At 54.2% G+C, this 22052-nt stretch carries 36 protein-coding genes; 34 read left to right on the top strand and 2 right to left on the bottom strand.

Annotated elements, in window-relative coordinates; genetic code table 11:
• Nucleotides 1-368: 368 nt before the first annotated feature.
• A complete protein-coding gene (locus BJ885_RS08175; RefSeq protein WP_047716545.1) occupies nt 369-722 on the bottom strand; it encodes a hypothetical protein in 354 nt (117 codons plus the stop codon).
• Nucleotides 723-746: 24 nt separating this feature from the next.
• The gene (locus BJ885_RS08170; RefSeq protein WP_121931658.1) at nt 747-1385 is read right to left on the bottom strand and encodes a LexA family transcriptional regulator; all 639 of its coding nucleotides are present in this window, start codon (nt 1383-1385) and stop codon (nt 747-749) included.
• A gap of 104 nt (nt 1386-1489) precedes the next feature.
• Here BJ885_RS08170 and BJ885_RS08165 point away from each other — a divergent pair, with 104 nt between their 5' ends.
• The 34 genes from BJ885_RS08165 to BJ885_RS07995 all read left to right on the top strand — a co-directional run bounded on the left by BJ885_RS08165 (nt 1490) and on the right by BJ885_RS07995 (nt 21439).
• Complete coding sequence (locus BJ885_RS08165; RefSeq protein ID WP_047716541.1) at nt 1490-1705, top strand: helix-turn-helix transcriptional regulator; 216 nt, start codon at nt 1490-1492, stop codon at nt 1703-1705.
• A gap of 30 nt (nt 1706-1735) precedes the next feature.
• On the top strand, nt 1736-2278 hold the full coding sequence (locus tag BJ885_RS08160; protein WP_121931657.1) for a toxin YdaT family protein: 543 nt from the start codon (nt 1736-1738) through the stop codon (nt 2276-2278).
• Between the two features lie 85 nt (nt 2279-2363).
• A complete protein-coding gene (locus BJ885_RS08155; RefSeq protein WP_121931656.1) occupies nt 2364-3263 on the top strand; it encodes a replication protein in 900 nt (299 codons plus the stop codon).
• A complete protein-coding gene (locus BJ885_RS08150) occupies nt 3260-3949 on the top strand; it encodes a replication protein P (RefSeq protein WP_121931655.1) in 690 nt (229 codons plus the stop codon). The genes BJ885_RS08155 and BJ885_RS08150 overlap by 4 nt, the downstream gene beginning before the upstream one ends.
• A gap of 1 nt (nt 3950) precedes the next feature.
• Nucleotides 3951-4526 carry an ArsR family transcriptional regulator gene (locus BJ885_RS08145; protein ID WP_121931654.1) on the top strand — a complete coding sequence of 192 codons (576 nt, stop codon included), beginning with the start codon at nt 3951-3953 and terminating at the stop codon, nt 4524-4526.
• Entirely contained in the window at nt 4523-4723 is a 201-nt protein-coding gene (locus BJ885_RS08140; RefSeq protein WP_121931653.1) for a hypothetical protein, read from the top strand. Before BJ885_RS08145 ends, BJ885_RS08140 begins: the two co-directional genes overlap by 4 nt.
• Nucleotides 4720-5034 carry an ead/Ea22-like family protein gene (locus BJ885_RS08135; RefSeq protein WP_121931652.1) on the top strand — a complete coding sequence of 105 codons (315 nt, stop codon included), beginning with the start codon at nt 4720-4722 and terminating at the stop codon, nt 5032-5034. Before BJ885_RS08140 ends, BJ885_RS08135 begins: the two co-directional genes overlap by 4 nt.
• 81 nt (nt 5035-5115) lie before the next feature.
• On the top strand, nt 5116-5532 hold the full coding sequence (locus tag BJ885_RS08130; protein ID WP_121931651.1) for a HEPN domain-containing protein: 417 nt from the start codon (nt 5116-5118) through the stop codon (nt 5530-5532).
• The gene (locus tag BJ885_RS08125) at nt 5511-5912 is read left to right on the top strand and encodes a hypothetical protein (protein ID WP_121931650.1); all 402 of its coding nucleotides are present in this window, start codon (nt 5511-5513) and stop codon (nt 5910-5912) included. The genes BJ885_RS08130 and BJ885_RS08125 overlap by 22 nt, the downstream gene beginning before the upstream one ends.
• Before the next feature lie 196 nt (nt 5913-6108).
• Nucleotides 6109-6558, top strand: a complete 450-nt coding sequence (locus BJ885_RS08120) for a recombination protein NinB (protein ID WP_080024775.1) — start codon at nt 6109-6111, stop codon at nt 6556-6558.
• A complete protein-coding gene (locus tag BJ885_RS08115; RefSeq protein WP_121931649.1) occupies nt 6551-6721 on the top strand; it encodes a NinE family protein in 171 nt (56 codons plus the stop codon). Before BJ885_RS08120 ends, BJ885_RS08115 begins: the two co-directional genes overlap by 8 nt.
• Nucleotides 6714-7004, top strand: a complete 291-nt coding sequence (locus tag BJ885_RS08110; RefSeq protein WP_121931648.1) for a DUF1364 domain-containing protein — start codon at nt 6714-6716, stop codon at nt 7002-7004. The genes BJ885_RS08115 and BJ885_RS08110 overlap by 8 nt, the downstream gene beginning before the upstream one ends.
• Nucleotides 7001-7360, top strand: a complete 360-nt coding sequence (locus BJ885_RS08105; protein WP_121931647.1) for a RusA family crossover junction endodeoxyribonuclease — start codon at nt 7001-7003, stop codon at nt 7358-7360. The genes BJ885_RS08110 and BJ885_RS08105 overlap by 4 nt, the downstream gene beginning before the upstream one ends.
• A 109-nt stretch (nt 7361-7469) precedes the next feature.
• Nucleotides 7470-8159 carry a bacteriophage antitermination protein Q gene (locus BJ885_RS08095; RefSeq protein ID WP_121931645.1) on the top strand — a complete coding sequence of 230 codons (690 nt, stop codon included), beginning with the start codon at nt 7470-7472 and terminating at the stop codon, nt 8157-8159.
• A gap of 693 nt (nt 8160-8852) precedes the next feature.
• On the top strand, nt 8853-9077 hold the full coding sequence (locus tag BJ885_RS08090) for a class II holin family protein (protein ID WP_001752682.1): 225 nt from the start codon (nt 8853-8855) through the stop codon (nt 9075-9077).
• A complete protein-coding gene (locus BJ885_RS08085) occupies nt 9055-9549 on the top strand; it encodes a lysozyme (protein WP_121931644.1) in 495 nt (164 codons plus the stop codon). The genes BJ885_RS08090 and BJ885_RS08085 overlap by 23 nt, the downstream gene beginning before the upstream one ends.
• Entirely contained in the window at nt 9546-10007 is a 462-nt protein-coding gene (locus tag BJ885_RS08080; RefSeq protein ID WP_121931643.1) for a lysis protein, read from the top strand. Before BJ885_RS08085 ends, BJ885_RS08080 begins: the two co-directional genes overlap by 4 nt.
• 108 nt (nt 10008-10115) lie before the next feature.
• A complete protein-coding gene (locus BJ885_RS08075) occupies nt 10116-10403 on the top strand; it encodes a hypothetical protein (protein ID WP_121931642.1) in 288 nt (95 codons plus the stop codon).
• Nucleotides 10322-10960 (top strand): putative metallopeptidase, encoded by a 639-nt coding sequence (locus BJ885_RS08070; RefSeq protein ID WP_121931641.1) that lies wholly within the window; start codon nt 10322-10324, stop codon nt 10958-10960. Before BJ885_RS08075 ends, BJ885_RS08070 begins: the two co-directional genes overlap by 82 nt.
• Before the next feature lie 32 nt (nt 10961-10992).
• A complete protein-coding gene (locus BJ885_RS08065) occupies nt 10993-11448 on the top strand; it encodes a DUF2280 domain-containing protein (protein WP_121931640.1) in 456 nt (151 codons plus the stop codon).
• Nucleotides 11445-12692 (top strand): PBSX family phage terminase large subunit, encoded by a 1248-nt coding sequence (locus BJ885_RS08060; RefSeq protein ID WP_121931639.1) that lies wholly within the window; start codon nt 11445-11447, stop codon nt 12690-12692. Before BJ885_RS08065 ends, BJ885_RS08060 begins: the two co-directional genes overlap by 4 nt.
• A gap of 15 nt (nt 12693-12707) precedes the next feature.
• Entirely contained in the window at nt 12708-14057 is a 1350-nt protein-coding gene (locus tag BJ885_RS08055) for an anti-CBASS protein Acb1 family protein (protein ID WP_121931638.1), read from the top strand.
• Nucleotides 14017-14943, top strand: a complete 927-nt coding sequence (locus BJ885_RS08050) for a phage minor head protein (RefSeq protein WP_121931637.1) — start codon at nt 14017-14019, stop codon at nt 14941-14943. Before BJ885_RS08055 ends, BJ885_RS08050 begins: the two co-directional genes overlap by 41 nt.
• A 2-nt stretch (nt 14944-14945) precedes the next feature.
• Nucleotides 14946-16211: a hypothetical protein gene (locus BJ885_RS08045; protein ID WP_121931636.1), complete on the top strand. Its 1266-nt coding sequence runs from the start codon at nt 14946-14948 to the stop codon at nt 16209-16211.
• Between the two features lie 12 nt (nt 16212-16223).
• Complete coding sequence (locus BJ885_RS08040; protein WP_045911062.1) at nt 16224-16673, top strand: hypothetical protein; 450 nt, start codon at nt 16224-16226, stop codon at nt 16671-16673.
• A gap of 17 nt (nt 16674-16690) precedes the next feature.
• A complete protein-coding gene (locus BJ885_RS08035) occupies nt 16691-17767 on the top strand; it encodes a major capsid protein (RefSeq protein ID WP_121931635.1) in 1077 nt (358 codons plus the stop codon).
• Nucleotides 17768-17776: 9 nt separating this feature from the next.
• The gene (locus BJ885_RS08030; protein WP_121931634.1) at nt 17777-18070 is read left to right on the top strand and encodes a hypothetical protein; all 294 of its coding nucleotides are present in this window, start codon (nt 17777-17779) and stop codon (nt 18068-18070) included.
• A 62-nt stretch (nt 18071-18132) separates the two neighbouring features.
• Complete coding sequence (locus tag BJ885_RS08025) at nt 18133-18534, top strand: hypothetical protein (protein ID WP_121931633.1); 402 nt, start codon at nt 18133-18135, stop codon at nt 18532-18534.
• Nucleotides 18534-18707: a hypothetical protein gene (locus BJ885_RS08020; protein WP_023300380.1), complete on the top strand. Its 174-nt coding sequence runs from the start codon at nt 18534-18536 to the stop codon at nt 18705-18707. Before BJ885_RS08025 ends, BJ885_RS08020 begins: the two co-directional genes overlap by 1 nt.
• Nucleotides 18707-19057, top strand: coding sequence for a hypothetical protein (locus tag BJ885_RS08015; protein WP_121931632.1), 351 nt, complete (start codon nt 18707-18709; stop codon nt 19055-19057). Before BJ885_RS08020 ends, BJ885_RS08015 begins: the two co-directional genes overlap by 1 nt.
• A 2-nt stretch (nt 19058-19059) precedes the next feature.
• Entirely contained in the window at nt 19060-19524 is a 465-nt protein-coding gene (locus tag BJ885_RS08010) for an HK97 gp10 family phage protein (protein ID WP_121931631.1), read from the top strand.
• Complete coding sequence (locus tag BJ885_RS08005; protein ID WP_032608745.1) at nt 19521-19904, top strand: hypothetical protein; 384 nt, start codon at nt 19521-19523, stop codon at nt 19902-19904. The genes BJ885_RS08010 and BJ885_RS08005 overlap by 4 nt, the downstream gene beginning before the upstream one ends.
• 62 nt (nt 19905-19966) lie before the next feature.
• A complete protein-coding gene (locus BJ885_RS08000) occupies nt 19967-20710 on the top strand; it encodes an Ig-like domain-containing protein (protein WP_121931630.1) in 744 nt (247 codons plus the stop codon).
• A gap of 57 nt (nt 20711-20767) precedes the next feature.
• Nucleotides 20768-21439, top strand: coding sequence for a DUF6246 family protein (locus BJ885_RS07995; protein ID WP_121931629.1), 672 nt, complete (start codon nt 20768-20770; stop codon nt 21437-21439).
• Nucleotides 21440-22052: the final 613 nt, after the last annotated feature.

The following is a 22052-nucleotide window of genomic DNA, read 5'->3' as shown; positions in this document are numbered from 1 at the left end:
GCCAGTGTTGCCCGTTCTCACGCCGTTCTCGCTCTCGCGCGGGGATACTCTCTCACCGACCGGATCGCACCCGGTGATACAGCACGTTTACGTGTAGGGGTCTTAACAGGTCATTGACGCTGTAAATCTGCATGTTGTTAAAAAGCAGGCGACTTGCTGTCCGCCGCTGGCTAACTTCGCTCAGCTGTCGATGTTTCGTTTCGATGGATTGATAATCACAGAATGTGTTTATGTAGTCAACACGAATTGTGATTATAAATGAACACATATCGTGTTGTTGTTGAATTTTATAGAAATTTATTTTTTCGGCGGGCATAAAAAAAGCCCACCTAAGTGGGCTTCAATCATGATTGATGGTTCTGGATGGGTTACTTGTAGGTAGTTGTCCCTGGATTTGTATACGCGTGATTAACAACGACGCCATCACGGATCAATACTTCAAGAACCTTTTTCGTTACATCGACTTTTGGCTTAGTGGAGAACATTCTTACGGCTGCATTAGAAGTTACGTATTCGTAGACCCACTTAACTTCATTGTCGCTTACGATCTCCTTTTTCACTGGTTCACCCATCAGGCGGAGAAGGTCAGCTTCTGTGGTCTGCTTACTAACGATTTGCGAAATCTTAGTTTCATCAAAGTCTTTTCCAGCATGGGCTGTGCTCTTCATAACACATCCAGATAACAGCGCAGAAACTACCAAAGCCAAAATTATTTTTTTCATTCCTGGTTCCGTCCTAATTGGTTTTTAAAGCTTCATCATAGTTTGAATGGCAACACCAATAATTCTGCAGTTACCATTCACTTGGATCAGGGGATACTGCGGATTGAGGCCTTTGAGGTATCTATTACCGCCGTCGATAACCAACTTTTTGAATGTCGCTTCATTAGCGTCGGTAAGTTTAGCTATTACCAGGCTTCCGTTTACTGGTTCTTTCCCGGTATCCACAAGAACCATCATGCCCTCAGGGATGCTTAGTCCAACGGGTGATGTCATAGAGTCTCCCTGAACACGTAACCAGAAAGCCGTTCCCTCAATATGAGCATCAGATTCATACCATTCCTCTATGTCTTTCAGAGTATATGGCTCGTTAGCCTCACACCACGCCCCTGCGCTTACCCAGCTAATCAAAGGATACTTTGCTCCTGGTTTGTAATGGGCAACAAAGTCATCTCCAAATAATAGCTCAGGGGCGGAGATACCCAAAGCCTTGGCGATAACCTCTGCATCATCAACGCTCACACTACGTGTGCCAGCCTCATAGTTTCCTATGCGTGATTGCGAAGCCCACCCACAAAGATCAGCTAATGCCCTCTGAGATAGGCCTTTTGACTCACGAATGCGCTTAATTCTGCTGGCTATAGATTCATTTTTTTTCATACGCATATTTTTATCACGTAGCGTGTTGGAATGCCTTTCACGATTTGTGTTGATTATTAATCACGAATTGTGTTTAATGATGCTGAGTGACCATTATTGAAAGGATCAGCATGAACAATATCGCCAACGAACGTAAGAAGCTTGGCATCACTCAATCAGAGTTAGCGGGCTCATGCGGCTGGAACCAGTCCCGCCTTGCTAACTATGAAGCTGGCATACGAGCACCAGACCTGGAGTCGTGCCGCCGCCTGGTTGAGGCGATGAACAAGCTGGGGAGCAACACATCTCTTGATGCCTTGTTCCCACCAAAAAGCAACGCCGCCTGACCGGCGGCCCTAACCACGAAAGGGAAAGCAATGCATTCACTTGCGTATCAACACAATACCGGAATACACCCGGGAGCGATGATAAACCGCGCTCAAGCTAAAGCGGCGCCAGACCACGAAAAGATCCGCGATGCGGTCCGGGCATGGTCGTCGGCGCTGGACAATCAGGACGTGGTTTCGGCGCTGATCATCAACGAATACCGGGAACAGGGTGGGAACGCTATCAGCTTCCCGGAGGACATCAGCCGGGCGCGACAGAAGCTATTTCGCTTCCTGGATAACCGTTTCGACTCCGAGCAGTACCGCGAGAACGTGCGCCAGCTGACACCGGCAATCATGGCTGTTCTGCCGGTTGAGTATCGCACTCGCCTAATCGGTGCCGATTGCAAAATGTCTCGTCTGGCTGAAGCCGAGAAAGAACTCGCAGAAGCTAAACAGGCTGTGCTGCTGGACGCTCCAGAGCATCAGAAGCTGAAAGAGGTAAGTGAGGGCATAGCGTCGCTGTTCCGCCTCATGCCGGAGCAAGTAGGACCGCTGATGACGATGGTCACGTCGATGCTGGGGGTCATGTGAGAACTACAGAAATGGCGAAAGCCGGTCTGCGCGAACAGAACCGACTTTCAAGTGCAAATCGTTTGGACTCTTTGCAGGAGTAAGTATGTCAAACACCGCCAAAGTAATCAAATTCCCTGCGCAACAACCTGCGCAGCAGGAGAATCGCATGGCCGATCTGGAAAATGGCTATCTTCGCCTTGCTAACCAGATTCAGGATGCCCTGTGTTTCGTAGAGCTTTCGGGGCGTGAGTTCCGCGTGCTGAATGCTATTGTTCGCCTGACGTATGGCTGGTCCAAGAAAGAGGACCGGATCACCAACAGTCTCATTGCAGATAAAACCAGACTGGCCGTTAAGCACGTTTCTGAAGCTGTGCTCAGCCTGGCTTATCGCAACATCATCAAGATGCGCAGAATCGGGCAGACACGTTACATCGGGATTAACACGCTCCTGGATAGCTGGGCTTACACAAAGCCAAAATGTGCAAAGTGCCCGGTCAGGTTTCCGGTCGCTGAAGTTGTAACGCAGGTTATTACCATCCCTGAAATCGGGGATAGCAAAATCGCCCCACAAACCATCCCTGAAAACAGGGATAACCATCCCCAAAAACAGGGGGATGTATCCCTGAAAACAGGGAACACCAAAGACATTCTTCCAAAGACAAATATAAAACCTAATACCCCCTCTAATCCCCCAGGGGGGAAGAGCAAGTTTGATCCGCTCGGAATTGACGTTCCTAAATGGCTAAATCAAACCGCCTGGGAGGAATGGGTTGCCTACCGTAAACAATCTGGCAAGCCGATCAAAACTGAGCTGACCGTCACGAAGGCGTTCAAGCTGCTGAAAGAGTGCCTGGAAGACGGGCACAACCCGATCGACGTGATCAACACCAGTATTGCGAACGGATATCAGGGACTGTTTAAGCCTAAGTTCGCTGTCAAGCCAGCCGCTAAACCGGATCTGGACTTCAACAACACTGACTGGGCCTATGAGGTGATGCGATGAAATCTCTTGCAGAGCAGATGCACAACCACGACCGCGATCAGATGAGCCGCATAGCCCATAACCTGCCAGAGCAGTACCAGGAGCGTGCGCCGGTCGAGCAGGTGGCGCAGGTATTCAACAAACTGTTCAACGAGCTGCGCGCCGCGTTCCCGGCCAGCATGGCGAACTTCCGCACCCAGGACGACCTGAACGAATTCCGCCGTCAGTGGCTGCTGGCGTTTCAGGAGAACGGGATCCACTCAATGGCTCAGGTCGATGCCGGTATGCGCATTGCCCGCCGCCAGGAACGGCCATTCCTGCCGTCGCCGGGCCAGTTCGTCGCCTGGTGCAAGCAAAGTGGCGGCGCGCTGGGTATCACCGCTGATCAGGTGATCGCCGAATACTGGGACTGGCGTAACCGCTCGTTCGAATTCACTTCCAGCGAGCAATTCCCCTGGTCGCAGCCGGTCATGTACCACATCTGCGTAGAACTTCGGCACCGCAGCACAGAGCGCCAGTTAACGCATGGTGAGCTGGCGCGCGAGGCGGGCGATCTGCTGGACATGTGGGAGAAGCGTGTCGCTGAGGGTAAGCCAGTGCCGCCGGTACGCCGGGCAATTGCAGCACCGGCTGCCGAACACGGGCCAACGCCGATCCAGCTGCTTCAGGCGAAGTACAACCGTAACAAGTCGAACGGGATGGTGTGAGATGGACAGCTTAAAACAACGCATCGTTGATTACGTGGCCGCTAACCAGCCTGTTAAACGCGCTGACCTCATTGAGGTAATTGGCATCAGTGGCAAGGGCCTGGACCGTGAAATCGCTGCACTGCGCAACCTGGGTCATATTTTCAGCATGGCTGGCTTCGGCTACTTCACCAGTGAAGCGAAATATCAGGAGTGGCGTAAAGGCGAGGGTGCTCATCATCTGAAGAACCGGGCGATGAAAGGCGCATTCAGCAGCGCAAAAGCGAGAAGAGTAAGCGATAGCAGCCACCCGGCGCGGATCGTGGCCGTATTGAGCGATGGCAGCAAGCTGGGTGCTACACAAATCGCAGATGCCATGGGAGCCACTTACCGGAGCATCTCCAGTGTTATCTCAGTGATGGTAAACACAGGTGAGCTGAAGTTTGAAGGTCCGAAAGGTCACCGTGTTTATTCGCTGTCGCAGGCCAAAAAGAAAGCCAACCGCCGTGCTGAGTCGGTAAACGTGATCTGCCAGGAGTGCAGGAACAGTCCGGCGATGAAAAGGGTATTGATGGTTTGGGGGAGGGTAGGGGTATGAGCATGATGGATTTTGCAGAAACTAAAAAGGCGATCGACGCCATCACAACCGACTGGTCTATCCGTGGCCCGTTTCATGAAGACGACGGTAAATATTACGCTTTGCTTCGCGGAGAGTGGATCGGTGGCGGGCATATCGGAAAACGGAAGGCTCTTGACGCAATCTTCGAAAAGTTAACCAGAGAGGCCGCCCAATGAGCAACATCGACAAACAGGCACTTAAGCCAGTCGGAAAGTTTGCGTTTGAGTCTGTCGGTGCCCGCTGGCATCACGTAAAGCACGGTGAGGCTCAAATCACACTACCGAAACTACCACTGATGAGGCTTTACGCTGAAAATGATGTCCAGGCGCTGCTGGATGAGCTGGAAGCCAAAGACCGGCGGATTGCTGAGGTTGAATCACAGCGGCGAATGGCTTTCATGGCCTGCAATCGCTGGGCTGATAAGTTTCGAGAGTCAGAAGCAAAGCTGGAAGCCGCAGAGAATCGTATTGCTGAACTAGATGTATGATATACAACAATATCCAGTTACAACTCAATGTCTAAAAGGGGTATAATCCCGAGAAATGAACATAATTCCAGCTAGAATTATATGACTAAGAATGACCTCGAATCCTTGTCTAACATTAGATTTAACGAAGCTAAATGTTTGTTTGCTAATGGGTTATACCATGGTGCTTATTATCTTTGTGGGTATGCTGTTGAGTGCGCACTAAAGGCTTGTATTGCAAAGACATTTCTGCAACACGAATTCCCTAATAAGAGCACAGTGATCGACTCCTATACTCATGATTTATCGAAACTTCTGAAGATCGCTAACTTACATCAAATGTTGCTTGCCGACTCAAGAAATGATGCGTCGTTAGAAATAAACTGGACAGTCGTAAAAGACTGGAGTGAGCAGTTTCGTTACGATACCAACATAACTAGAGCATTGTCAGAACAACTCATTGATGCTGTAGGTGACCAAAATTCTGGAGTTTTGAAATGGTTAAAAACACACTGGTAGTCGGCAGGGAATTGACTAAAGATATGGAGTTCTCTGGTCAATTTTTATTGAAAAAATTGAAAGCAGAGGATTTAACTGTTGATGCCGCTTTGTGGTTCTATTACCCAGATCTATCATGGCGATATATGTTGGTAATAAAAGAGGTTCAAGAACGTGGGCCAGCCTATGTTTATAAAAAAATCAGCGACATAAACAGGAATAGCATTTCGAAAAAATACAAACCAATCCCTTTGGAAGCAATTGAAGCCAAGGGTGATAGCGACTACGTTTACAAGATGCTTAAAGGATTTTCTAGGGTTAGCAACAGCACGATTCGTCTAACTAACTCTATGGTGAACGGTCTTGAAATCGTTGATTGCCTTATCTATGAGTTGAAATAAAAATCACACTAAATCTGCTTTGATTTTCAACAATCAACCCGCCATAATCATGTCATCGGAGCCTGAACAACTCCGGTGACTTCTGCGCATTTAAGGGGACTTAAATGCGACCACAATCTGAACTCCTCACCTTGTCACAGATGCAGAAATGCACCTGCGATTTTCTGCATTCTGAGTTACCTCTCGGAGGTGGCGTATGAAGCAGCACTACTGCATCGTTAACGACACCGTGAAACACAACCTCATTGAATACATCCGCACTCTGCCAGTAAACCCTCGCGCGCCGATGGTGGTAGAGGCCCGGGAAGAGACCCGCACTGACAAGCAAAACCGCCTGATGTGGCCGTTGCTGAAGGACCTCTCCGACCAGGTTGTCTGGCACGGCGAAAAGTTGACCCGCGAGGAATGGAAGGACCTCATTACCGTTCTGGTGAATCAGACTCAGGACCAGGAACAGAAATCTGCTCCTGGCATCAACGGCGGCCGCGTTTATTTCGGCGTTCGCACATCAAAATCCAGCAAGCGCTACATGGTCGACGTCATCGAGGCGATTTACTGGTTCGGTACCGACCGCGGCGTGAAGTTCTCCGAAGCATCCAGTAAGCGCATCGCCTGGGCGCAAGAGTGGAGGGCTTCCCGTGGCTAATCCTCTCGCACGCGTCATCACAAATCACATCTTCAACGTTCCGGTGCGCCGCCAGCGCAAGCCTGAGGTTAAGCCTTCCGACATCCCGACCATGAAAGACTACACCGCCCGCCTGGTGGATAAGAAATGGCTGCGTCTCGCGGCACGGAGGGCGCATGGCTAATTTGTGCAAAGCGGCTCGCGGGCGCGAATGTCAGGTGCGGATCCCCGGCGTATGCAACGGCAACCCTGAAACCTCAGTGCTGGCACATATCCGTCTGGCGGGTCTGTGCGGTACCGGAATCAAACCGCCTGACCTAATCGCCACTATCGCATGCAGCAACTGCCACGATGAGATTGATCGCCGTACGCGTCTGGTCGATGCCGAATATGCAAAGGAGTGCGCGCTGGAGGGCATGGCCCGCACGCAGGTTATCTGGCTGAAAGAGGGGCTCGTGAAAGTATGAATATTTACGAGATCACACCCGTAAGCAAACCACGCATGACTCAACGCGACAGGTGGGTAAAGCGTCCGGCAACAGCAGCATATTGGGCTTTCAAAGACGAAGTGCGCCTGCTTGGGATCTGTCTGCCTGAGTCCGGATATCACGTCACCTTCGTCATTCCCATGCCAAAAAGCTGGAGCCAGAAGAAGCGCTCGCAACTGAACGGCCAAGCTCATCAGCAGAAACCGGATAAAGACAACCTGGAAAAGGCGCTACTCGATGCCATTTTCGATGACGACAGCCGCGTGTGGGATGGCCGGGTGACAAAGCTTTGGGGAGAGAAGGGGCAGATAATTATTGGGGAGTGCGCGCCGTGACCAGAGACGAGATAACCCGATACCAGGTTGAGAGCATTAAGCGCGCCAACCTGCCACCAGTAGCAAAGCACAGTCAGACCAAAACCAATCAGCCACAGAAGGAAGCCGCATGAACAGTCAGCAACTGGAATACGTACGTCAGCAGCTCATTGTGGCGACCGCAGATCTGAGCGGGGCGACGAAAGGGCAACTGGTAGCTTTCGCTGAGAATGCGCAATTCACCGCGACGGCGCGCAGTCGGGGTCGGAAAAAAGTATTCGACAAAGATAAGCAGCGCATGATCAACCCGGACGGACCACCGATGAGTGGGAGCCAGTCCCGCGCAAAGGGCTCATCCATCGCACTGGTTAGTCCTGTAGAGTTCGGTACCGCATCATGGCGCCGCGCTGTCCTGTCGCTGGAAGACCACCAGAAAGCGTGGCTGCTCTGGAACTACAGCGAGAACATCCGCTTCGAGTATCAGGTGGCCATAACCCAGTGGGCATGGGCAGAGTTCCGGGAGCATCTCGGCGCGAAGAAGGTGGCGGGCAAGACGATGGAGCGCCTGAAGAAACTTATCTGGCTGGCTGCGCAAGACGTCAAGGCTGAGCTGGCAGGGCGCGAAACGTACGAATACCAGGTAATGGCAGAACTGGCTGGCGTGGCGAAATCCACATGGACAGAGACGTACCTGCCTCACTGGCTGGCGATGCGGAACAGCTTTAAGCGACTCGATAGTGGCGCTCTTATCTCCGTAACGCGATCACGTTCACAACAAAAGGCGACTAATTTGGATGCAAGTCTTGCAAAACCGAACTGAAACGCATATATTTCATGTAAATCTGATATCGTCGCCATAGCTTCGTAGGTCGACAAAGAATTAAGAGCCTCGCCATCGTGCGGGGCTTTATTTTACATCCGAGAATTTTGCCCAAAGGTATGCCTTGAGGCGAGCGTTTCGGGTTGGGTGCGCCAAAGGAGCCATCGTAGGCCAGACCTCTTTGAGGGCGGCAGTATCGCGAGAACTGCAAACCGATGACCGCCGGGAAAGTCCGGCATCAGAAAGAATGACAGAGCCCGAGGTTAACGCCTTGGGCTTTTTCGTATCTGCACAACAGGAAAGAGCATTGGCGTGAAGGGCTCATAACCCAACCCACGCAGCAGCATGGAGTTGGCGCGAAGTGCTCAGTGCTCTGTCCGTTGTGGTGAATGCGCAGGCTGATGCGCTAGAGACGGCACCCCCTTAATGAGGACTGCGCTATCTCTGGAGAAAAGTCTTGGGGCACACGATGTCAGAGAAAGCCGGAGTTCAGCACCGGCCACCACAAACCAAACCCAATGCCTGGGACCCTTCGGCCAGAGAGCCGACATTGCCTTACCCTCATCTTCCTGGCTTGTCGCCAGGTTTTTTATTCAGGCCGCAGACAATCACTTTCAGATGCCCCGTAGCTATCGTGTCTGACGGCCTTTCCTACTACACGAACAGCACCCGCAAATAACGCGAGGTGAGAGCATGTATCGAATGGAAAAAATAACCACTGGTGCAGCCTATGGTGCTTCAGCCGGGAGCATCCTCAACGGAATGTTGAATGCCTACAGCCCCGAGCAGTGGAATGCGATCGGCGTGCTGGTGGGTATCATCATTGCCGTACTGACGTACCTGACGAATCTGTATTTCAAGATCCGCGAAGACAACCGCCGCAGCAGGAGCCGAGATGAACCCGACACTCAGGAATAAGCTGGTGGGTGCCATTGTTGGCGGATCCGGAGCAATCACCATTGCTGCAGTAATGCTGGGCAATGCTGATGGGCTGGAAGGGCGGCGTTATTATGCCTATCAGGATGTGGTCGGCATCTGGACTGTTTGCGATGGGCACACCGGTGCGGATATTCGCCGCGGCCACCGCTACACAGATAAAGAGTGCGACAACCTGCTGAAGGCGGATCTGCGAAAGGTGGCAAACACTATCGATCCGCTGATCAAGGTACGCATTCCTGAGCCTACGCGTGCCGCGCTTTACTCCTTCACCTATAACGTTGGCTCTGGTGCTTTCGCCAACTCGACGCTGCTTAAGAAGCTGAACGCCGGTGATGTGCCGGGGGCATGCAAAGAACTGCAGCGCTGGACGTATGCCGGTGGCAAGCAGTGGAAGGGGCTTATTACCCGACGCGAGATTGAGCGTGAAGTCTGCGAGTGGGGCCAGAAATGAGCCGATTAACCGCAATCATCTGTGCTGTCGTTATCTGCCTGCTGGTTTCAATGGCCTGGGCGATTAACCACTACCGCGACAATGCCATCACCTACAAAGAACAGTGCGATAAAGCCACTGAGAAACTCAGCCTGGCTAACGCCACCATCAAAGACATGCAGGTGCGCCAGCGTGATGTCGCTGCTCTGGATGCCAAATACACGAAGGAATTGTCCGATGCGAAAAAGCAGCTTGATGATCTGCAGCGTTGTGTTCGCGATGGCAAGTGTGGGCTGCACGTCAACGCCAGATGTCCCGCGAACGGAGAGACCGGAACCGGCGGCGTGGGCGATGCTTCCGGCCCCCGACTTACTGACTCCGCTGAACGGGATTATTTCACCCTCAGAGAGCGAATCATCACAGTGACTAAGCAGGTCGGTTATCTGCAGGACTACATCAAAGAACAGTGCCTGAAATGATTTGTGTAACCCCGCAAGGAAGGTGATCACATCTTGCTGACGGGAAAGCCGTAAGTGGCTAAGCACTTCTGAGAAGCAGGGCAACAGCTGCGACACGTGGAGAACGAAATGGCTACCGTCTACCGAATCACAATCACCAAAAAATCCAAAGAGACCTTCACCGGGCTCATGACCCGCAGCCAGCCAGAGATCGTCAATGGTTATGTCGCTCTGGCTATGGATGATGGCAAATGGCGCTACTTCAGCCAGGACAGCATGAGGACTTTCTCTTTGAGCCTGTGGAGCAGCCTGCAGGAGAAACAACGGAGTAACTCATGGCTAACGATGACGAGCACAGGCCATATCCGCCAGTTAACTTCATCGCATCCGAGAACTGGCAGCCATACACCAGGTTGATCCCCGCCAATGAAGTGCATGAATGGATAAGCCGACAGATCCTCAGCGATACCGGAAGCATCCATAACCCTGACCACGAACACCTGCTAGAGGCTGATCTCTGCTTCATGTGGGCGTCTGACTCATTCGCGAAGAAGGGGCGCTACGTTCTCGGTCAGGCCGAACAGGTAATGCTCCGCGCTGGTGGGTGGCAAAAGGCCAGAATGGAACAGCAGATGTATGAATGGTTCGGGCGTATACCGAAGTTCATCATCACGCTGGCGGCCGACTACTGCTCACAATGTAGTGATCTCGAATTCTGCGCTCTGGTAGAGCATGAGCTTTACCACATCGCCCAGGCCACCGATGATTTCGGAGCGCCAAGGTTCAACAAAGAGACCGGGCAGCCAGTGCTTACACTGCGCGGCCACGACGTCGAAGAATTCACTGGTGTAGTACGTCGATACGGCGCCAGCAAAGAAGTACAGGAGCTCGTTGATGCGGCCAATGCGCCAGCAGAAGTGGCTCACATCGATATAGCCAGGTCATGCGGCACATGCATGTTAAAGCTGGCCTAACAATATGACTGATTATGACAGGCAGGTAATCCATGGCGACACTGAAAGGTGAGGTCAAAGCCTTCATCGTTCAGTCCCTTGCCTGCTTCGATACTCCATCCCAGGTGGTTGAGCTGGTCAAAAAGGAATTTGGCCTGAGCATCACTCGTCAGCAGGTCGAATCCCACGACCCGACGAAAGCAAACGGCAGGGGGCTGGCGCAGAAATGGGTTGAGCTATTTCACGAAACCCGTAAGCGCTTCCAGACCGAATTAAGCGACATTCCGATCGCCAACAAAGCATATCGTCTCCGTGCACTTGACCGGATGATGACTCGCGCTGAGGGAATGAAAAACATGGCGCTGGCTGCATCTCTGATGGAGCAGGCCGCCAAAGAGGTTGGCGACGCGTACAGCAACAAACAGAAGGTCGAGCACACCAGCCCTGACGGAACCATGACTCCGCAGCCGACCATCATCCAGCTACTCCCCGTTGAGCCGAAAGCATGAGTAACGCCGTTCAACTGCCGATCCCCGCCAAGCTTGCGCCACTGTTCACCGCCGTGAATAAGCGTTACCGGTGCTCGCATGGTGGGCGTGGTAGTGCCAAGACGCGCACATTCGCGCTGATGACTGCCGTAAAGGCGTATCAGTCGATGATGAACGGCGAGAGTGGCGTGGTGCTCTGCGCTCGTGAGTTCATGAACTCTCTGGAAGAGTCGAGTATGCAGGAGGTGAAACAGGCGATCCTGTCTGTTCCATGGCTGGCTTCCAACTTTGATATCGGCGAGAAGTACATCCGCACCATCGACAAAAGCGTTAACTACGTGTTCTGCGGCCTGCGGCATAACCTCGACAGCATCAAGTCGAAAGCGCGCATCCTGCTCTGCTGGGTGGACGAGGCTGAATCAGTCAGTGAAATAGCCTGGCAGAAGCTGAGTCCGACCGTTCGTGAAGAGGGATCAGAGATTTGGGTGACGTGGAACCCGGAGCGAGATGGCAGCGCCACGGATAAGCGTTTCCGTAAAGAGGCTGGCGAAGACTGTGTCACCGTTGAGATGAACTACACGGATAACCCGTGGTTCCCTGACGTGCTGGAAGGCGAGCGACAGAACGATGCGCGCCGCCTCGATCCGGCAACATACGCGTGGGTTTGGGAAGGGGCTTACCTCGAAAACTCCGATAAGCAGGTGCTGGCCGGTAAATACCGGATTGCTGAGTTCTCGGATAACCTCTGGAAAGAAGCCGAGCGGTTGTTCTTCGGCGCTGATTTCGGTTTCGCCAAAGACCCTAATACTCTGGTGCGGTCGTTCATCCTGCACAACCGGCTGTACATCGAGTACGAGGCATACGGTCAGCAGACAGAGCTCGACCACATGCCAGAGCTATACGACACAATTCCCGGATCGCGTGACTGGCCCATCAAGGCCGACTCCGCACGACCTGAGACAATCAGCTATCTCAAGCGCCAGGGCTTCAACATCTCGGCTGCCGAAAAATGGCAGGGTAGTGTTGAGGACGGGATAGCCCATCTTCGTGGGTTCGACGAAATCATTATCCACCCACGCTGTAAGAATGTTGCCCGAGAGGCGCGCATGTGGTCGTACAAAACGGACCGCATCACCGGCGAGGTATTGCCTAAGTTGGCCGACGGCTATGAGCACTGCTGGGACGGAATTCGTTACAGCCTCGACGGACACATTAAGCGCAAAGGTCAAATGGCCGGAATGATGATTCCAAAACGCCTTCGCTAACCAAACGGACAAACCATGACTGACAAATTAACTCTCGCCGTCAACCATGCGTTGAACGATGCGCGGATGGCGCGCGCCCGTATGGGGCTGATGGCTCCGACGATGGGGCTGGACAATAAGCGCCACTCCGCATGGTGCGAGTATGGCTTCCCTGAGCAGGTAACCTACGAAAACCTCTATGCCCTGTACCGGCGAGGTGGCATAGCGCACGGTGCAGTTGAGAAGTTGGTGGGCAAGTGCTGGCAGACTAACCCGGAGATAATCGAGGGTGACGATGCCGACGAGAGCAAGGATGAAACTGCTTGGGAGAAAAAGTCCAAACAGGTATTCACCAACCGATTCTGGCGCTCATTCGCTGAGGCTGATCGCCGCCGCCTGGTGGGCCGTTATGCTGGCATCCTACTTCATGTCCGCGACGAAAAAGACTGGAACCTTCCTGTTACTAAAGGTCGAGGGCTACAGAAGGTTTCCGTGGCATGGGCAGGATCGCTCACGGTGAGCGAGTGGGACACTGGCCTGAACTCGAAGACGTACGGCCAGCCAAAGATGTGGCAGTACGCCGAACGGTTGCCCAATGGCTCAAGCCGTCGCGTCAACATTCACCCCGATCGCGTTTTCATCCTTGGCGATTACTCAGATGATGCTATTGGTTTCCTTGAGCCAGCTTATAACGCCTTTGTGAGCCTGGAAAAAGTAGAGGGAGGGTCTGGCGAGTCATTCCTGAAGAACGCCGCTCGCCAGCTCAATGTCAACTTCGAGAAGGAAATCGACTTCAACAATCTTGCGTCACTTTATGGCGTGAGCATTGACGAGCTGCAGGATAAGTTTAACGACGTTGCCGGTGAAATGAACCGTGGTAACGATGTTCTGATGACAACCCAAGGGGCAACAGTTACACCGCTGGTCACTGCTGTTGCCGATCCGTCAGCAACCTATACCGTCAACCTCCAAACAGCAGCCGCAGGAGTTGATATTCCTACGCGCATCCTGGTTGGTAACCAGCAGGCTGAGCGCTCCAGCACCGAAGACCAGAAATACTTTAATGCTCGCTGTCAGTCGCGCCGCGTAGACCTCTCTTTCGAAATAGAGGACTTCTGCGACAAGCTTATCGACCTGCAGATCGTCGACTCGGTCAGCCAGAAGGCTGTTATCTGGGATGACCTGAACGAACAGACCGGTACTGAGAAGCTCACCAACGCTAAGACTATGGGCGAGATTAACCAGACCATGCAGGGTAGCGGCGACGAACCGGCGTTTAGCCGCGAAGAGATTCGCACCGCTGCGGGCTATGACAATGACGACGAAGATCCGTTAGGAGAAGAGGATGGCGACGAAGAAGGCGAAGCCACCGATTCTGCCGCGTAACTATCAGGATCCGACTGGGGCCGATGCGCTGGAACGCCGGGCAATGAAAGACTTCGCCAGGCGCATGAATAAGATTGGCAAGGCGTACAAATCAGCACTCGACAAAATACCTTCCTCCCTCGCAGTAAACGCCAGATACGAATACCAGCTAAACCCAACGTTACTCTCCATCATCCTGAACGATGCCAGTTACCTGGTAGATCAGGTCCTGCTTGAGGGTGGCGATTACGACCTGTGGTTTTACGAGTACATCGATCTGGCATCGGAGAAAGGGACCGGGCAGTCGTTCTACAACCTCAGCCAGCAATCCCCGGTGTATGCCGCCGGTCGTGATTCGCTGGCGTCCATCCTCGCAAGCGACCCGTATCAGCAACGCATGGCGCTGGTGCATGCCCGTGTGTTTGAGGAAATGAAGGGGCTGACGGCTGACGTTAAGCGCGACATGGCGCGCGTGCTGACTGATGGCGTGGGCCGTGGCCTCAATCCGCTGGATATTGCCCGCAATCTGACCGACCAGACCGGTATCGAGAAGCGCCGGGCAAACCGTATAGCACGCACTGAAGTGACTACCGCGCTGCGACGGGCTAAGTGGGATGAAGACCAGGAGGCGAATGACCTCTTCGGCCTGAAAACGCTGCTGGTTCATATCTCAGCGCTGTCGCCGACAACGCGACATACCCACGCAGTGCGCCATGCCCACCTCTACACCAACGAAGAGGTGCGTGACTGGTACAGCAAAGATGGCAACTCCATCAACTGCAAATGCAGCCAGCAGTCGGTGCTGGTGGATGCGGACGGCAAGCCGGAATACCCGGACACCATCACGAAACTCAAACAGGAATATAAATCGATGCAGGCGCGCGGTTACGCCTGGGCGGAGAAATAGCTATGCCTATGCAGGTAAACATCACCACGAAGGTGAACAGCCAGTCTATCCGGCGCGAAACATACAACGGCCGCGAGCATCTGGTGCTGCCGAGCTACACGCTGCCGGCGAACGTCGTCATGAATGGAGGGCTCTACACACAAGAGCAAATCGATGCCCACTATCAGGGCCTGGAGGGCACCCTGGCGCCGCTGGGCCACCCTCAGGTTAACGGTCAGTTCGTGTCTGCTTTCTCCCCGGAGGGGATTAACGCGGGCCATATCGGCGCGTGGAACCGCAACGTTAAGAAGTCCGGTAATCGCATCTACCTCGAAAAGTGGGTTGATGTGGCCCGCGCCAGCGAGTCGGAAGGTGGCAGGGAGCTGCTTGAACGCGTCGCTGCGATTGAGCGCGGTGAAGACGTTCCGCCGATTCATACCAGTGTGGCCGCATTCCTCGACCAACTTGAGCCTAACGAGCAACAACGCGCAACGGGTGCCGAGTGGGTAGCTGATATCCACGGCATGGACCACGACGCAATCCTTCTGCACGAAGTCGGAGCGGCCACCCCTGAGCAAGGTGTTGGCCTGATGGTCAATGCCGATCTGGCGCAGCCGCTTAAGGCAAACTCCGGCGCGCTGGTGGGTGAATCATACCGGGAGCGTGAACAGCGCCTCGATCGTGCAGCCAAAGCTAAATTTGCGCCGGGCACGGATGAATATGCCTGGGTTGCTGACTTCACTGACTCGCAGGTGGTCATCGTGCGAAATGGCGGCGATGCGCAGGTTTACGGTTATTCCGCTGATGGCGGGAAGATCACAATCGACGATACCGGCACCGCAGTAGCGCGCCAGGAGTCGTGGGTGGCCGTCGTGGCAAACAAATTCAAAGCTCTATTCACACCGCAGGAACAGCCTGCACCAAACCACAAAACGGAGGGCGACATGCCTTTAACCAAAGAAGAACTGGAACAAATCGGCAGCATGATCGGCCAGGCTGTTGCGACCAACACGGAAGCGGCTATTAAGCCTCTCGCGGAGAAGGTTGATGCACTGCAGGCCAATCAGCAGCAGCTCGCTGAAACCCTGACTGCCAACTCTCGCGCCGAAGAGAAAACAAAGCGCGAAGCGGTTGCGAAGGTCCATGGCGATATCGTGGCTAACGCACTGTCAGGCGAAGCGCTGGACGCGATGTTCAAGTCACTTGGCGAAGCTGCTCCGCTGGGCACCAACAATGCACAGCAGCACAAAGAAACCGGCGCGCCTTCTGCTGCCGAATACTTCAAATAAGGAGCCGGAATAATGCCACGTTATCGTCGCGTTAATATCGACGGTCAGTCTCTGTACAAGACCGAAACTCGCACCACGGCCGCCGCGCTGCTTCCAGGCACCGCCGCAACCATCAACTCATCCGATAAATTCGCTCAGGCTACTGCGCTGACCGGCCGCCTGTACATCATCGATGTCGGTTACCACCAGGGCCTGACTATCACAGAGGCAATTCCTGCCGGTGATTCAGCTGTCGGCAACTACGTCGAAGAAGGGCGTGAGTTGGCTCTGCTGTGCGTGCCTGGGGCGTACAAGAAAGACAGCCCGATCAAACTGGGTACGGCTGGTCAGTTTACCCTGGCAACCGATGACACTGATTCAGTGATCGGCTACAGCCAGGATGAACACACCATCGCAGCCAGCACCACCGACTTCATTCGCGTGCGCATGCGCGTTGGCACTGTCGCCGCAGCTGGCGCGTAACAAAAGGACAAACACATATGTACTTCTCTAAAGAGACGCTGGCGACAAACTCCCGCCTCGGCGGGCACTGGAGCGAGCTGTGGGCAAACCGCAACATGTGGAACCTGCAAAACGATTCCATCATCGCGGCTAACCGCGCAATCATGACGCCTGACATGCTGGCCTGTAACGCAGTTGGCGGTTTCTCCCGTGACTTCTGGGCTGAGATTGACAACCAGGTGCTGCAGCTGCGCGATCAGGAAGTCGGCATGGAAATCGTGAACGACCTGATCGGCGTTCAGACGGTGCTGCCGGTCGGTAAGACCGCAAAGCTGTATAACGTGGTAGGCGACATCGCTGACGACGTGTCAGTAAGCATCGATGGCCAGGCACCGTTCTCCTTCGACCACACTGAATATGCCAGCGACGGGGATCCGATTCCGGTATTCACTGCCGGTTACGGGGTGAACTGGCGTCATGCTGCTGGTATGAACTCTGTGGGCATTGACCTGGTGCTGGACTCGCAGATGGCGAAGATGCGCAAGTTTAACCAGAAGCGCGTTAACTACTACCTGAACGGCGATTCAAAAATTCAGGTGCAGTCCTACCCGGCGCAGGGCATTAAGAACCACCGCAACACCAAGAAGATCAACCTCGGGTCCGGTGCTGGTGGCGCGAATATCGACCTTACTACTGCCGACATGACCGCGCTCTTTGCGTTCTTCGGTAAAGGCGCATTCGGTACTACCGCCCGCACGAACAAAGTAGCCGCATACGATGTAATGTGGGTTTCCCCGGAAATCTGGGCAAACCTGGCTCAGCCGTACGTGGTCAACGGTGTTGTAAGCGGCACTGTATTGCAGGCTGTTCTGCCGTTCGCGCCGGTAAAAGAAATCCGCATGAGCTTCGCGCTGACCGGTAACGAGTTTATCGCGTACGTTCGTCGCCGTGACGTGATCTCTCCACTGGTGGGTATGGCCGTAGGCGTTGTTCCGCTGCCGCGCCCACTGCCTAACGTTAACTACAACTTCCAGATCATGTCTGCTGAAGGTCTGCAAATCACCGCAGACGATCAGGGACTTTCTGGCGTTGTCTACGGCGCTAACCTGGCGTAAGGAAACAGCATGGCTAAATACGAAGTAGTGCGCCCGTGGTTCGGCGTGAAGGTAGGACAGGTAGTGGAGTTGAAAGAGCTTCACCCGGCGCTGAAGTCTAACGTCCGCCTCATAAATGGTGAGGCAGCCGGAGAACTTACCCCATCGACGCCTGATGCCGGTACCGGTGAAAAATCACGCAAAGAGGTTATCCAGGCTCGCCTGACTGAACTGGGCATCGAGTTCAAAGGCAACCTGGGCGCTGAAAAGCTCAGTGAGTTGTTGCCTGACGGTGAGCTCGAAAAGCTTTTCCCTACTGAATAACGGCCGCCGCTAAGGCGGTTTTTTTATGCCCCGCTCCGGCGGGGTATTTCACGGAGTCGATAATGGTAACTCTCGAACAGGCGAAGGAGTATCTGGAGAGCCAGGGAATTACCATTCCCGATTTTGTTCTTCAGGCCCTCGTCGACCAGGCCAACAGTATTCAGGAGTGTCTCGATGCGCATTACCCGGCATCGACCGCGCTGCTGATTCAGCTCTATCTGCTGGCGCTAATGGGGCTAGGGCAGGGTGATAAATATATCTCCAGCCAGACAGCTCCAAGCGGGGCGTCGCGCTCTTTCCGGTACCAGTCATTCACCGATCGCTGGAAAGCATCAGTGAACCTGCTGCGCGGGCTGGATAAGTACGGTTGCGCCACCTCCCTAATTCCTGCTGACCCTACCGCCGCCCCGGCATTCGCTGGTATCTGGATAGGGAAGGGCGGCTGCATGTGCGGGGAAAAGTGATGACGTACAAATCAGTTAAGCACGGGCTGCCGCGCTCGTTTACCCGCGTCTGGGTGATGACCGACACCGGGCGGGAGACGACCGGTTACGTGAAGTCGGATGGGGAGTGGCATATCAATTGTGAGCGCATCCGGGCGACTGGCGCGAAGGTGCTGCGCTGGAAGGAGGGCTGATGTCATCGGTAGCGAACTGGAGTTATACCGCCACGGCGACCATCTGGCGCAAGCTAGAAGGCAATGACGAATACGGCGATCCGCTGGGCTATGCCGAGCCTGAGAAAATCCTCTGCGACTACGAGGGCGGACTCAGCAAGAAGTTAGCCAGCCTTGGCGCTGAAATCGTCGTGAAGAACACCGTCTGGAGCGAGTTCGCGCTGGCGGCGGCCGGTGATTACCTGCTGATTGGCGTATCGACAGAAGCCGACCCGGTTGTGGCCGGTGCCGACGAGGTGCGGCAGGTTATCCGCTACGCCGACACTTTCGAGCGCCTGGCGGATGATTATGCAATTTTGACCGGGGTGTAACCATGGGCATCAAAGTGAAGGGCGTCAGCCAGGCGAAAAAGCACCTGAACGATGTCATCAATGACGCTAAGGGCCGCAAGGTGATCCGCGCGCTGCAGTCGGCGATGATGCTTATCGGCACCCGGGCGGCATATTACACCCCGATCGACACCTCAACGCTGATTAACAGTCAGTTCCGGGAAATCGACGCTGGCGGCGTGCTCATCACCGGGCGAATCGGTTACTCAGCCAACTATGCCGCCTACGTGCATGAGGCGTCAGGCAAACTGAAAGGTCAGCCGCGCGCGCACTTTGGCGTGACCAGCAATCGGTCCGAGTTCGGCCCGCAGAAACCTAAAGAGTTCGGCGGCGGGACAGGGACGGGCAACTACTGGGATCCGCATGGCGAGCCGCAATTCCTGACCAAAGGCGCAAATGACGAACGCGATAACGTTGATGCGGTGATGCGCAAGGAGCTTTCACTATGACCCCGATGATGCATGAGCGGGTGCGCAACATGTTCGGCGACGCCGGGCTAACTACCGGTTTCACGGTGCAGCAGCTGATGTACGACGACCCGGGAGACCTGTCGAAGGCGATCATGGTGTTCAGGCCTAACGGAGGATCCAATATCCGCACAGACCTCGGCTCTGAGTATCACGTCCTGGTCGACGTCGTAGGCGCAAAAGATAAGCGCAAAGACGCACTCAATGCCGTGCAGCGCATCGTCGATTACGTCCAGGCCAACCCAATGGCTGACGAGTGCGTCGGCTATATCCAGAACATGGGCGCAATTCCTGCGCCGGTGCTCACAGAAGAAGGGCGAATAGTCTTCCGACTCCAGTTCGCCTGCACTTACGGCGAATAGCCATCCCAACCAAATAACCCGCTAAGGCGGGTTTTCTTTTATACGTCAAAGAGGAGTTTCACATGGCTAATTGCCAGAACTCGAACGAGCGCCTGTTCGGCGGTGCGGTCGTGCTGGAAGTCGCCGATGGCTGCCCGGACGTCAAACCACTCGAAGGTGAGTGGATGGCGCTGGCCGCTGGTACGTCGAAAGGCTTCGACTTCAACCCGAACTCGGTTACCTCTGATGCGGATGACGGCGGCGGATATGTCGAGACCATCATCACGAACAGTGACTTCACGCTGAGCTTCGAAGGTGAAGTGCGTAAGAAGGACAAACTGGACCAGTACGGTGTCGGCAAGTTCATCAAGTATTTCGCTGACGAGCTTAAGGCCAAGCGCCAGCCTGGCATCTGGGTGCGCATGGACTACGGCCCGATCGAATTTATCGGCTACATGAACATTAACGCGCTGAGTTCTGACGGCGGCACCAACGATATCGTCACATTCTCTACCGAGTTCAAAGTCGGCGATGCAAGCACCATCGAAGTGAACGAAATCACTACGGTTGCAGTGACTGGAGTGACGGTAACCCCGGCAACCAGCACCGGTGCCGCGGGCGGTACCAGCACCTTTACGGTGAATATCGCACCAACCGGAGCAACCAACAAAGACTTCACCGTCGCATCAACCGATCCAACCAAAGCCACGGCCACTGCCTCAGGTACCACCGTCACGGTGAACCGCGTGGCCACTGGTAGCGCGCAGATCATCATCAACACCGAAGACGGCAACTTTGTGGCCGTGCATACGGTTACTGTTACTTAACGGACATTCCAAAGGGCGGCGTGCTGCCCTTGATAATGACTGTTTACTGGAAGGCCTATGACAGCTTTAACTGATATTGGCGAAATATCCATTAGCGACAGCCGCGAAGGCGGGAAAGATTACCTGCTACGGCCTTCATTCGAGGCTATGACGAGGATCGGTACTCCGGAAGAGATTGTGCAGGCCTACGCCACCATCCATGGCAGTGACGTCGCCCAGCTCATTGAGGTCTGCTCTGGCACGCTTGGGCGGTTCCCTGCATGGCTATCTCCATCATTCAACCGCGCCGCTGAGAAGCTGTTGTCCACGTGCATGCTGGTACTGCAGGCGTGTTGCGATGACGATTTGACGCCGATGATCGGAGAGTGGAAAGGGTGGCGTCATTGCGTCGTCTACCGACCCGGGCAAATGCCGAAGAACGACATCATTGTGCTGGCGCAGCACCTCATGCAGCACGGCGTCGTAGGCAAAGCTAAAGTCCGCCAGCTGCAGCGCCACGAAACGGGCGCGAGAACGAACGAATTTAAAGCCTTCGACTACATCAGCGCGGCACGCAGCCACTTTGAAATGAACCGCGCCGAAGCATCTCAGTTAACGATGACCGAATTTCAGATGCTGCTGGCGGCGAAATACCCGGACCAGAAAGGCTTCACTCGCGAAGAGTACGACAGTATCGCCGACGATTACCTGGCTAAACAGGCCGCGCGCAGGGCAAAAGCAAAGCAATAACCGGAGAACGACATGGCAGGTGAGAAAGACGCCGGCAGCATCGTCTATACAGTAAGTGCTGATATAGCCCCCTTACTTCAGGCTGGCCGACAAGCTATTGAGTCGCTTGATGGAATGGGTGATGGCGCAGGTAAAGCCGCAGATAACTTTTCCGGGCTTGAAAAATCTGCTGATAAATCTGGGAAGTCGATCGCAAGGGCCGCAGATGATGCGAGCAATGCAGCCAAAATCATGGAGCGGCTTGGTAACGAAATAGCCGTTCTTGAAGAAGCAAATAAAAATGGTGCCCGCAGCGCTGCCGCACTGGCTGCTCAGATTGCAGCGTCAGGCGATGCGTCAGAGGCGCAGAGCAGGGAGATTGGAAACCTTGCCGTAAAGCTTTTTGACGTAAAACAGGCTGCGATCGATGCAGCCAGGGCGAATAGTGATAGTGCCGCTGCTTTCAAGGCATCAGAATCGGCCATCTCATCCCTTGAGGGCGAGTTGTCCGTTCTTAATACTGAGATGATTGAGGGCTCTCGCAGCGCTGCGATTCTGTCTGCCCAGATGAAAGCGGGAAACGGGGCAACTGACGAGCAAAAGGCGCGCATATCTCAGCTTGCCGGCCAGCTCT

The sequence above is a fragment of the Enterobacter sp. WP_7_1 genome, from assembly GCF_003688535.1.
Lineage (GTDB): Bacteria > Pseudomonadota > Gammaproteobacteria > Enterobacterales > Enterobacteriaceae > Enterobacter > Enterobacter asburiae.
Note: the sequence above shows the minus strand (reverse complement) of the source record. Positions and strands in the feature narration are given on the sequence as shown.

Coding starts and splice junctions, on each gene's coding strand:
- BJ885_RS08175 (WP_047716545.1), bottom strand. CDS start 722: ATGAAAAAAATAATTTTGGCTTTGGTAGTTTCTGCGCTGTTATCTGGA.
- BJ885_RS08170 (WP_121931658.1), bottom strand. CDS start 1,385: ATGCGTATGAAAAAAAATGAATCTATAGCCAGCAGAATTAAGCGCATT.
- BJ885_RS08165 (WP_047716541.1), top strand. CDS start 1,490: ATGAACAATATCGCCAACGAACGTAAGAAGCTTGGCATCACTCAATCA.
- BJ885_RS08160 (WP_121931657.1), top strand. CDS start 1,736: ATGCATTCACTTGCGTATCAACACAATACCGGAATACACCCGGGAGCG.
- BJ885_RS08155 (WP_121931656.1), top strand. CDS start 2,364: ATGTCAAACACCGCCAAAGTAATCAAATTCCCTGCGCAACAACCTGCG.
- BJ885_RS08150 (WP_121931655.1), top strand. CDS start 3,260: ATGAAATCTCTTGCAGAGCAGATGCACAACCACGACCGCGATCAGATG.
- BJ885_RS08145 (WP_121931654.1), top strand. CDS start 3,951: ATGGACAGCTTAAAACAACGCATCGTTGATTACGTGGCCGCTAACCAG.
- BJ885_RS08140 (WP_121931653.1), top strand. CDS start 4,523: ATGAGCATGATGGATTTTGCAGAAACTAAAAAGGCGATCGACGCCATC.
- BJ885_RS08135 (WP_121931652.1), top strand. CDS start 4,720: ATGAGCAACATCGACAAACAGGCACTTAAGCCAGTCGGAAAGTTTGCG.
- BJ885_RS08130 (WP_121931651.1), top strand. CDS start 5,116: ATGACTAAGAATGACCTCGAATCCTTGTCTAACATTAGATTTAACGAA.
- BJ885_RS08125 (WP_121931650.1), top strand. CDS start 5,511: ATGGTTAAAAACACACTGGTAGTCGGCAGGGAATTGACTAAAGATATG.
- BJ885_RS08120 (WP_080024775.1), top strand. CDS start 6,109: ATGAAGCAGCACTACTGCATCGTTAACGACACCGTGAAACACAACCTC.
- BJ885_RS08110 (WP_121931648.1), top strand. CDS start 6,714: ATGGCTAATTTGTGCAAAGCGGCTCGCGGGCGCGAATGTCAGGTGCGG.
- BJ885_RS08105 (WP_121931647.1), top strand. CDS start 7,001: ATGAATATTTACGAGATCACACCCGTAAGCAAACCACGCATGACTCAA.
- BJ885_RS08095 (WP_121931645.1), top strand. CDS start 7,470: ATGAACAGTCAGCAACTGGAATACGTACGTCAGCAGCTCATTGTGGCG.
- BJ885_RS08090 (WP_001752682.1), top strand. CDS start 8,853: ATGTATCGAATGGAAAAAATAACCACTGGTGCAGCCTATGGTGCTTCA.
- BJ885_RS08085 (WP_121931644.1), top strand. CDS start 9,055: ATGAACCCGACACTCAGGAATAAGCTGGTGGGTGCCATTGTTGGCGGA.
- BJ885_RS08080 (WP_121931643.1), top strand. CDS start 9,546: ATGAGCCGATTAACCGCAATCATCTGTGCTGTCGTTATCTGCCTGCTG.
- BJ885_RS08075 (WP_121931642.1), top strand. CDS start 10,116: ATGGCTACCGTCTACCGAATCACAATCACCAAAAAATCCAAAGAGACC.
- BJ885_RS08070 (WP_121931641.1), top strand. CDS start 10,322: ATGGCTAACGATGACGAGCACAGGCCATATCCGCCAGTTAACTTCATC.
- BJ885_RS08065 (WP_121931640.1), top strand. CDS start 10,993: ATGGCGACACTGAAAGGTGAGGTCAAAGCCTTCATCGTTCAGTCCCTT.
- BJ885_RS08060 (WP_121931639.1), top strand. CDS start 11,445: ATGAGTAACGCCGTTCAACTGCCGATCCCCGCCAAGCTTGCGCCACTG.
- BJ885_RS08055 (WP_121931638.1), top strand. CDS start 12,708: ATGACTGACAAATTAACTCTCGCCGTCAACCATGCGTTGAACGATGCG.
- BJ885_RS08050 (WP_121931637.1), top strand. CDS start 14,017: ATGGCGACGAAGAAGGCGAAGCCACCGATTCTGCCGCGTAACTATCAG.
- BJ885_RS08045 (WP_121931636.1), top strand. CDS start 14,946: ATGCCTATGCAGGTAAACATCACCACGAAGGTGAACAGCCAGTCTATC.
- BJ885_RS08040 (WP_045911062.1), top strand. CDS start 16,224: ATGCCACGTTATCGTCGCGTTAATATCGACGGTCAGTCTCTGTACAAG.
- BJ885_RS08035 (WP_121931635.1), top strand. CDS start 16,691: ATGTACTTCTCTAAAGAGACGCTGGCGACAAACTCCCGCCTCGGCGGG.
- BJ885_RS08030 (WP_121931634.1), top strand. CDS start 17,777: ATGGCTAAATACGAAGTAGTGCGCCCGTGGTTCGGCGTGAAGGTAGGA.
- BJ885_RS08025 (WP_121931633.1), top strand. CDS start 18,133: ATGGTAACTCTCGAACAGGCGAAGGAGTATCTGGAGAGCCAGGGAATT.
- BJ885_RS08020 (WP_023300380.1), top strand. CDS start 18,534: ATGACGTACAAATCAGTTAAGCACGGGCTGCCGCGCTCGTTTACCCGC.
- BJ885_RS08015 (WP_121931632.1), top strand. CDS start 18,707: ATGTCATCGGTAGCGAACTGGAGTTATACCGCCACGGCGACCATCTGG.
- BJ885_RS08010 (WP_121931631.1), top strand. CDS start 19,060: ATGGGCATCAAAGTGAAGGGCGTCAGCCAGGCGAAAAAGCACCTGAAC.
- BJ885_RS08005 (WP_032608745.1), top strand. CDS start 19,521: ATGACCCCGATGATGCATGAGCGGGTGCGCAACATGTTCGGCGACGCC.
- BJ885_RS08000 (WP_121931630.1), top strand. CDS start 19,967: ATGGCTAATTGCCAGAACTCGAACGAGCGCCTGTTCGGCGGTGCGGTC.
- BJ885_RS07995 (WP_121931629.1), top strand. CDS start 20,768: ATGACAGCTTTAACTGATATTGGCGAAATATCCATTAGCGACAGCCGC.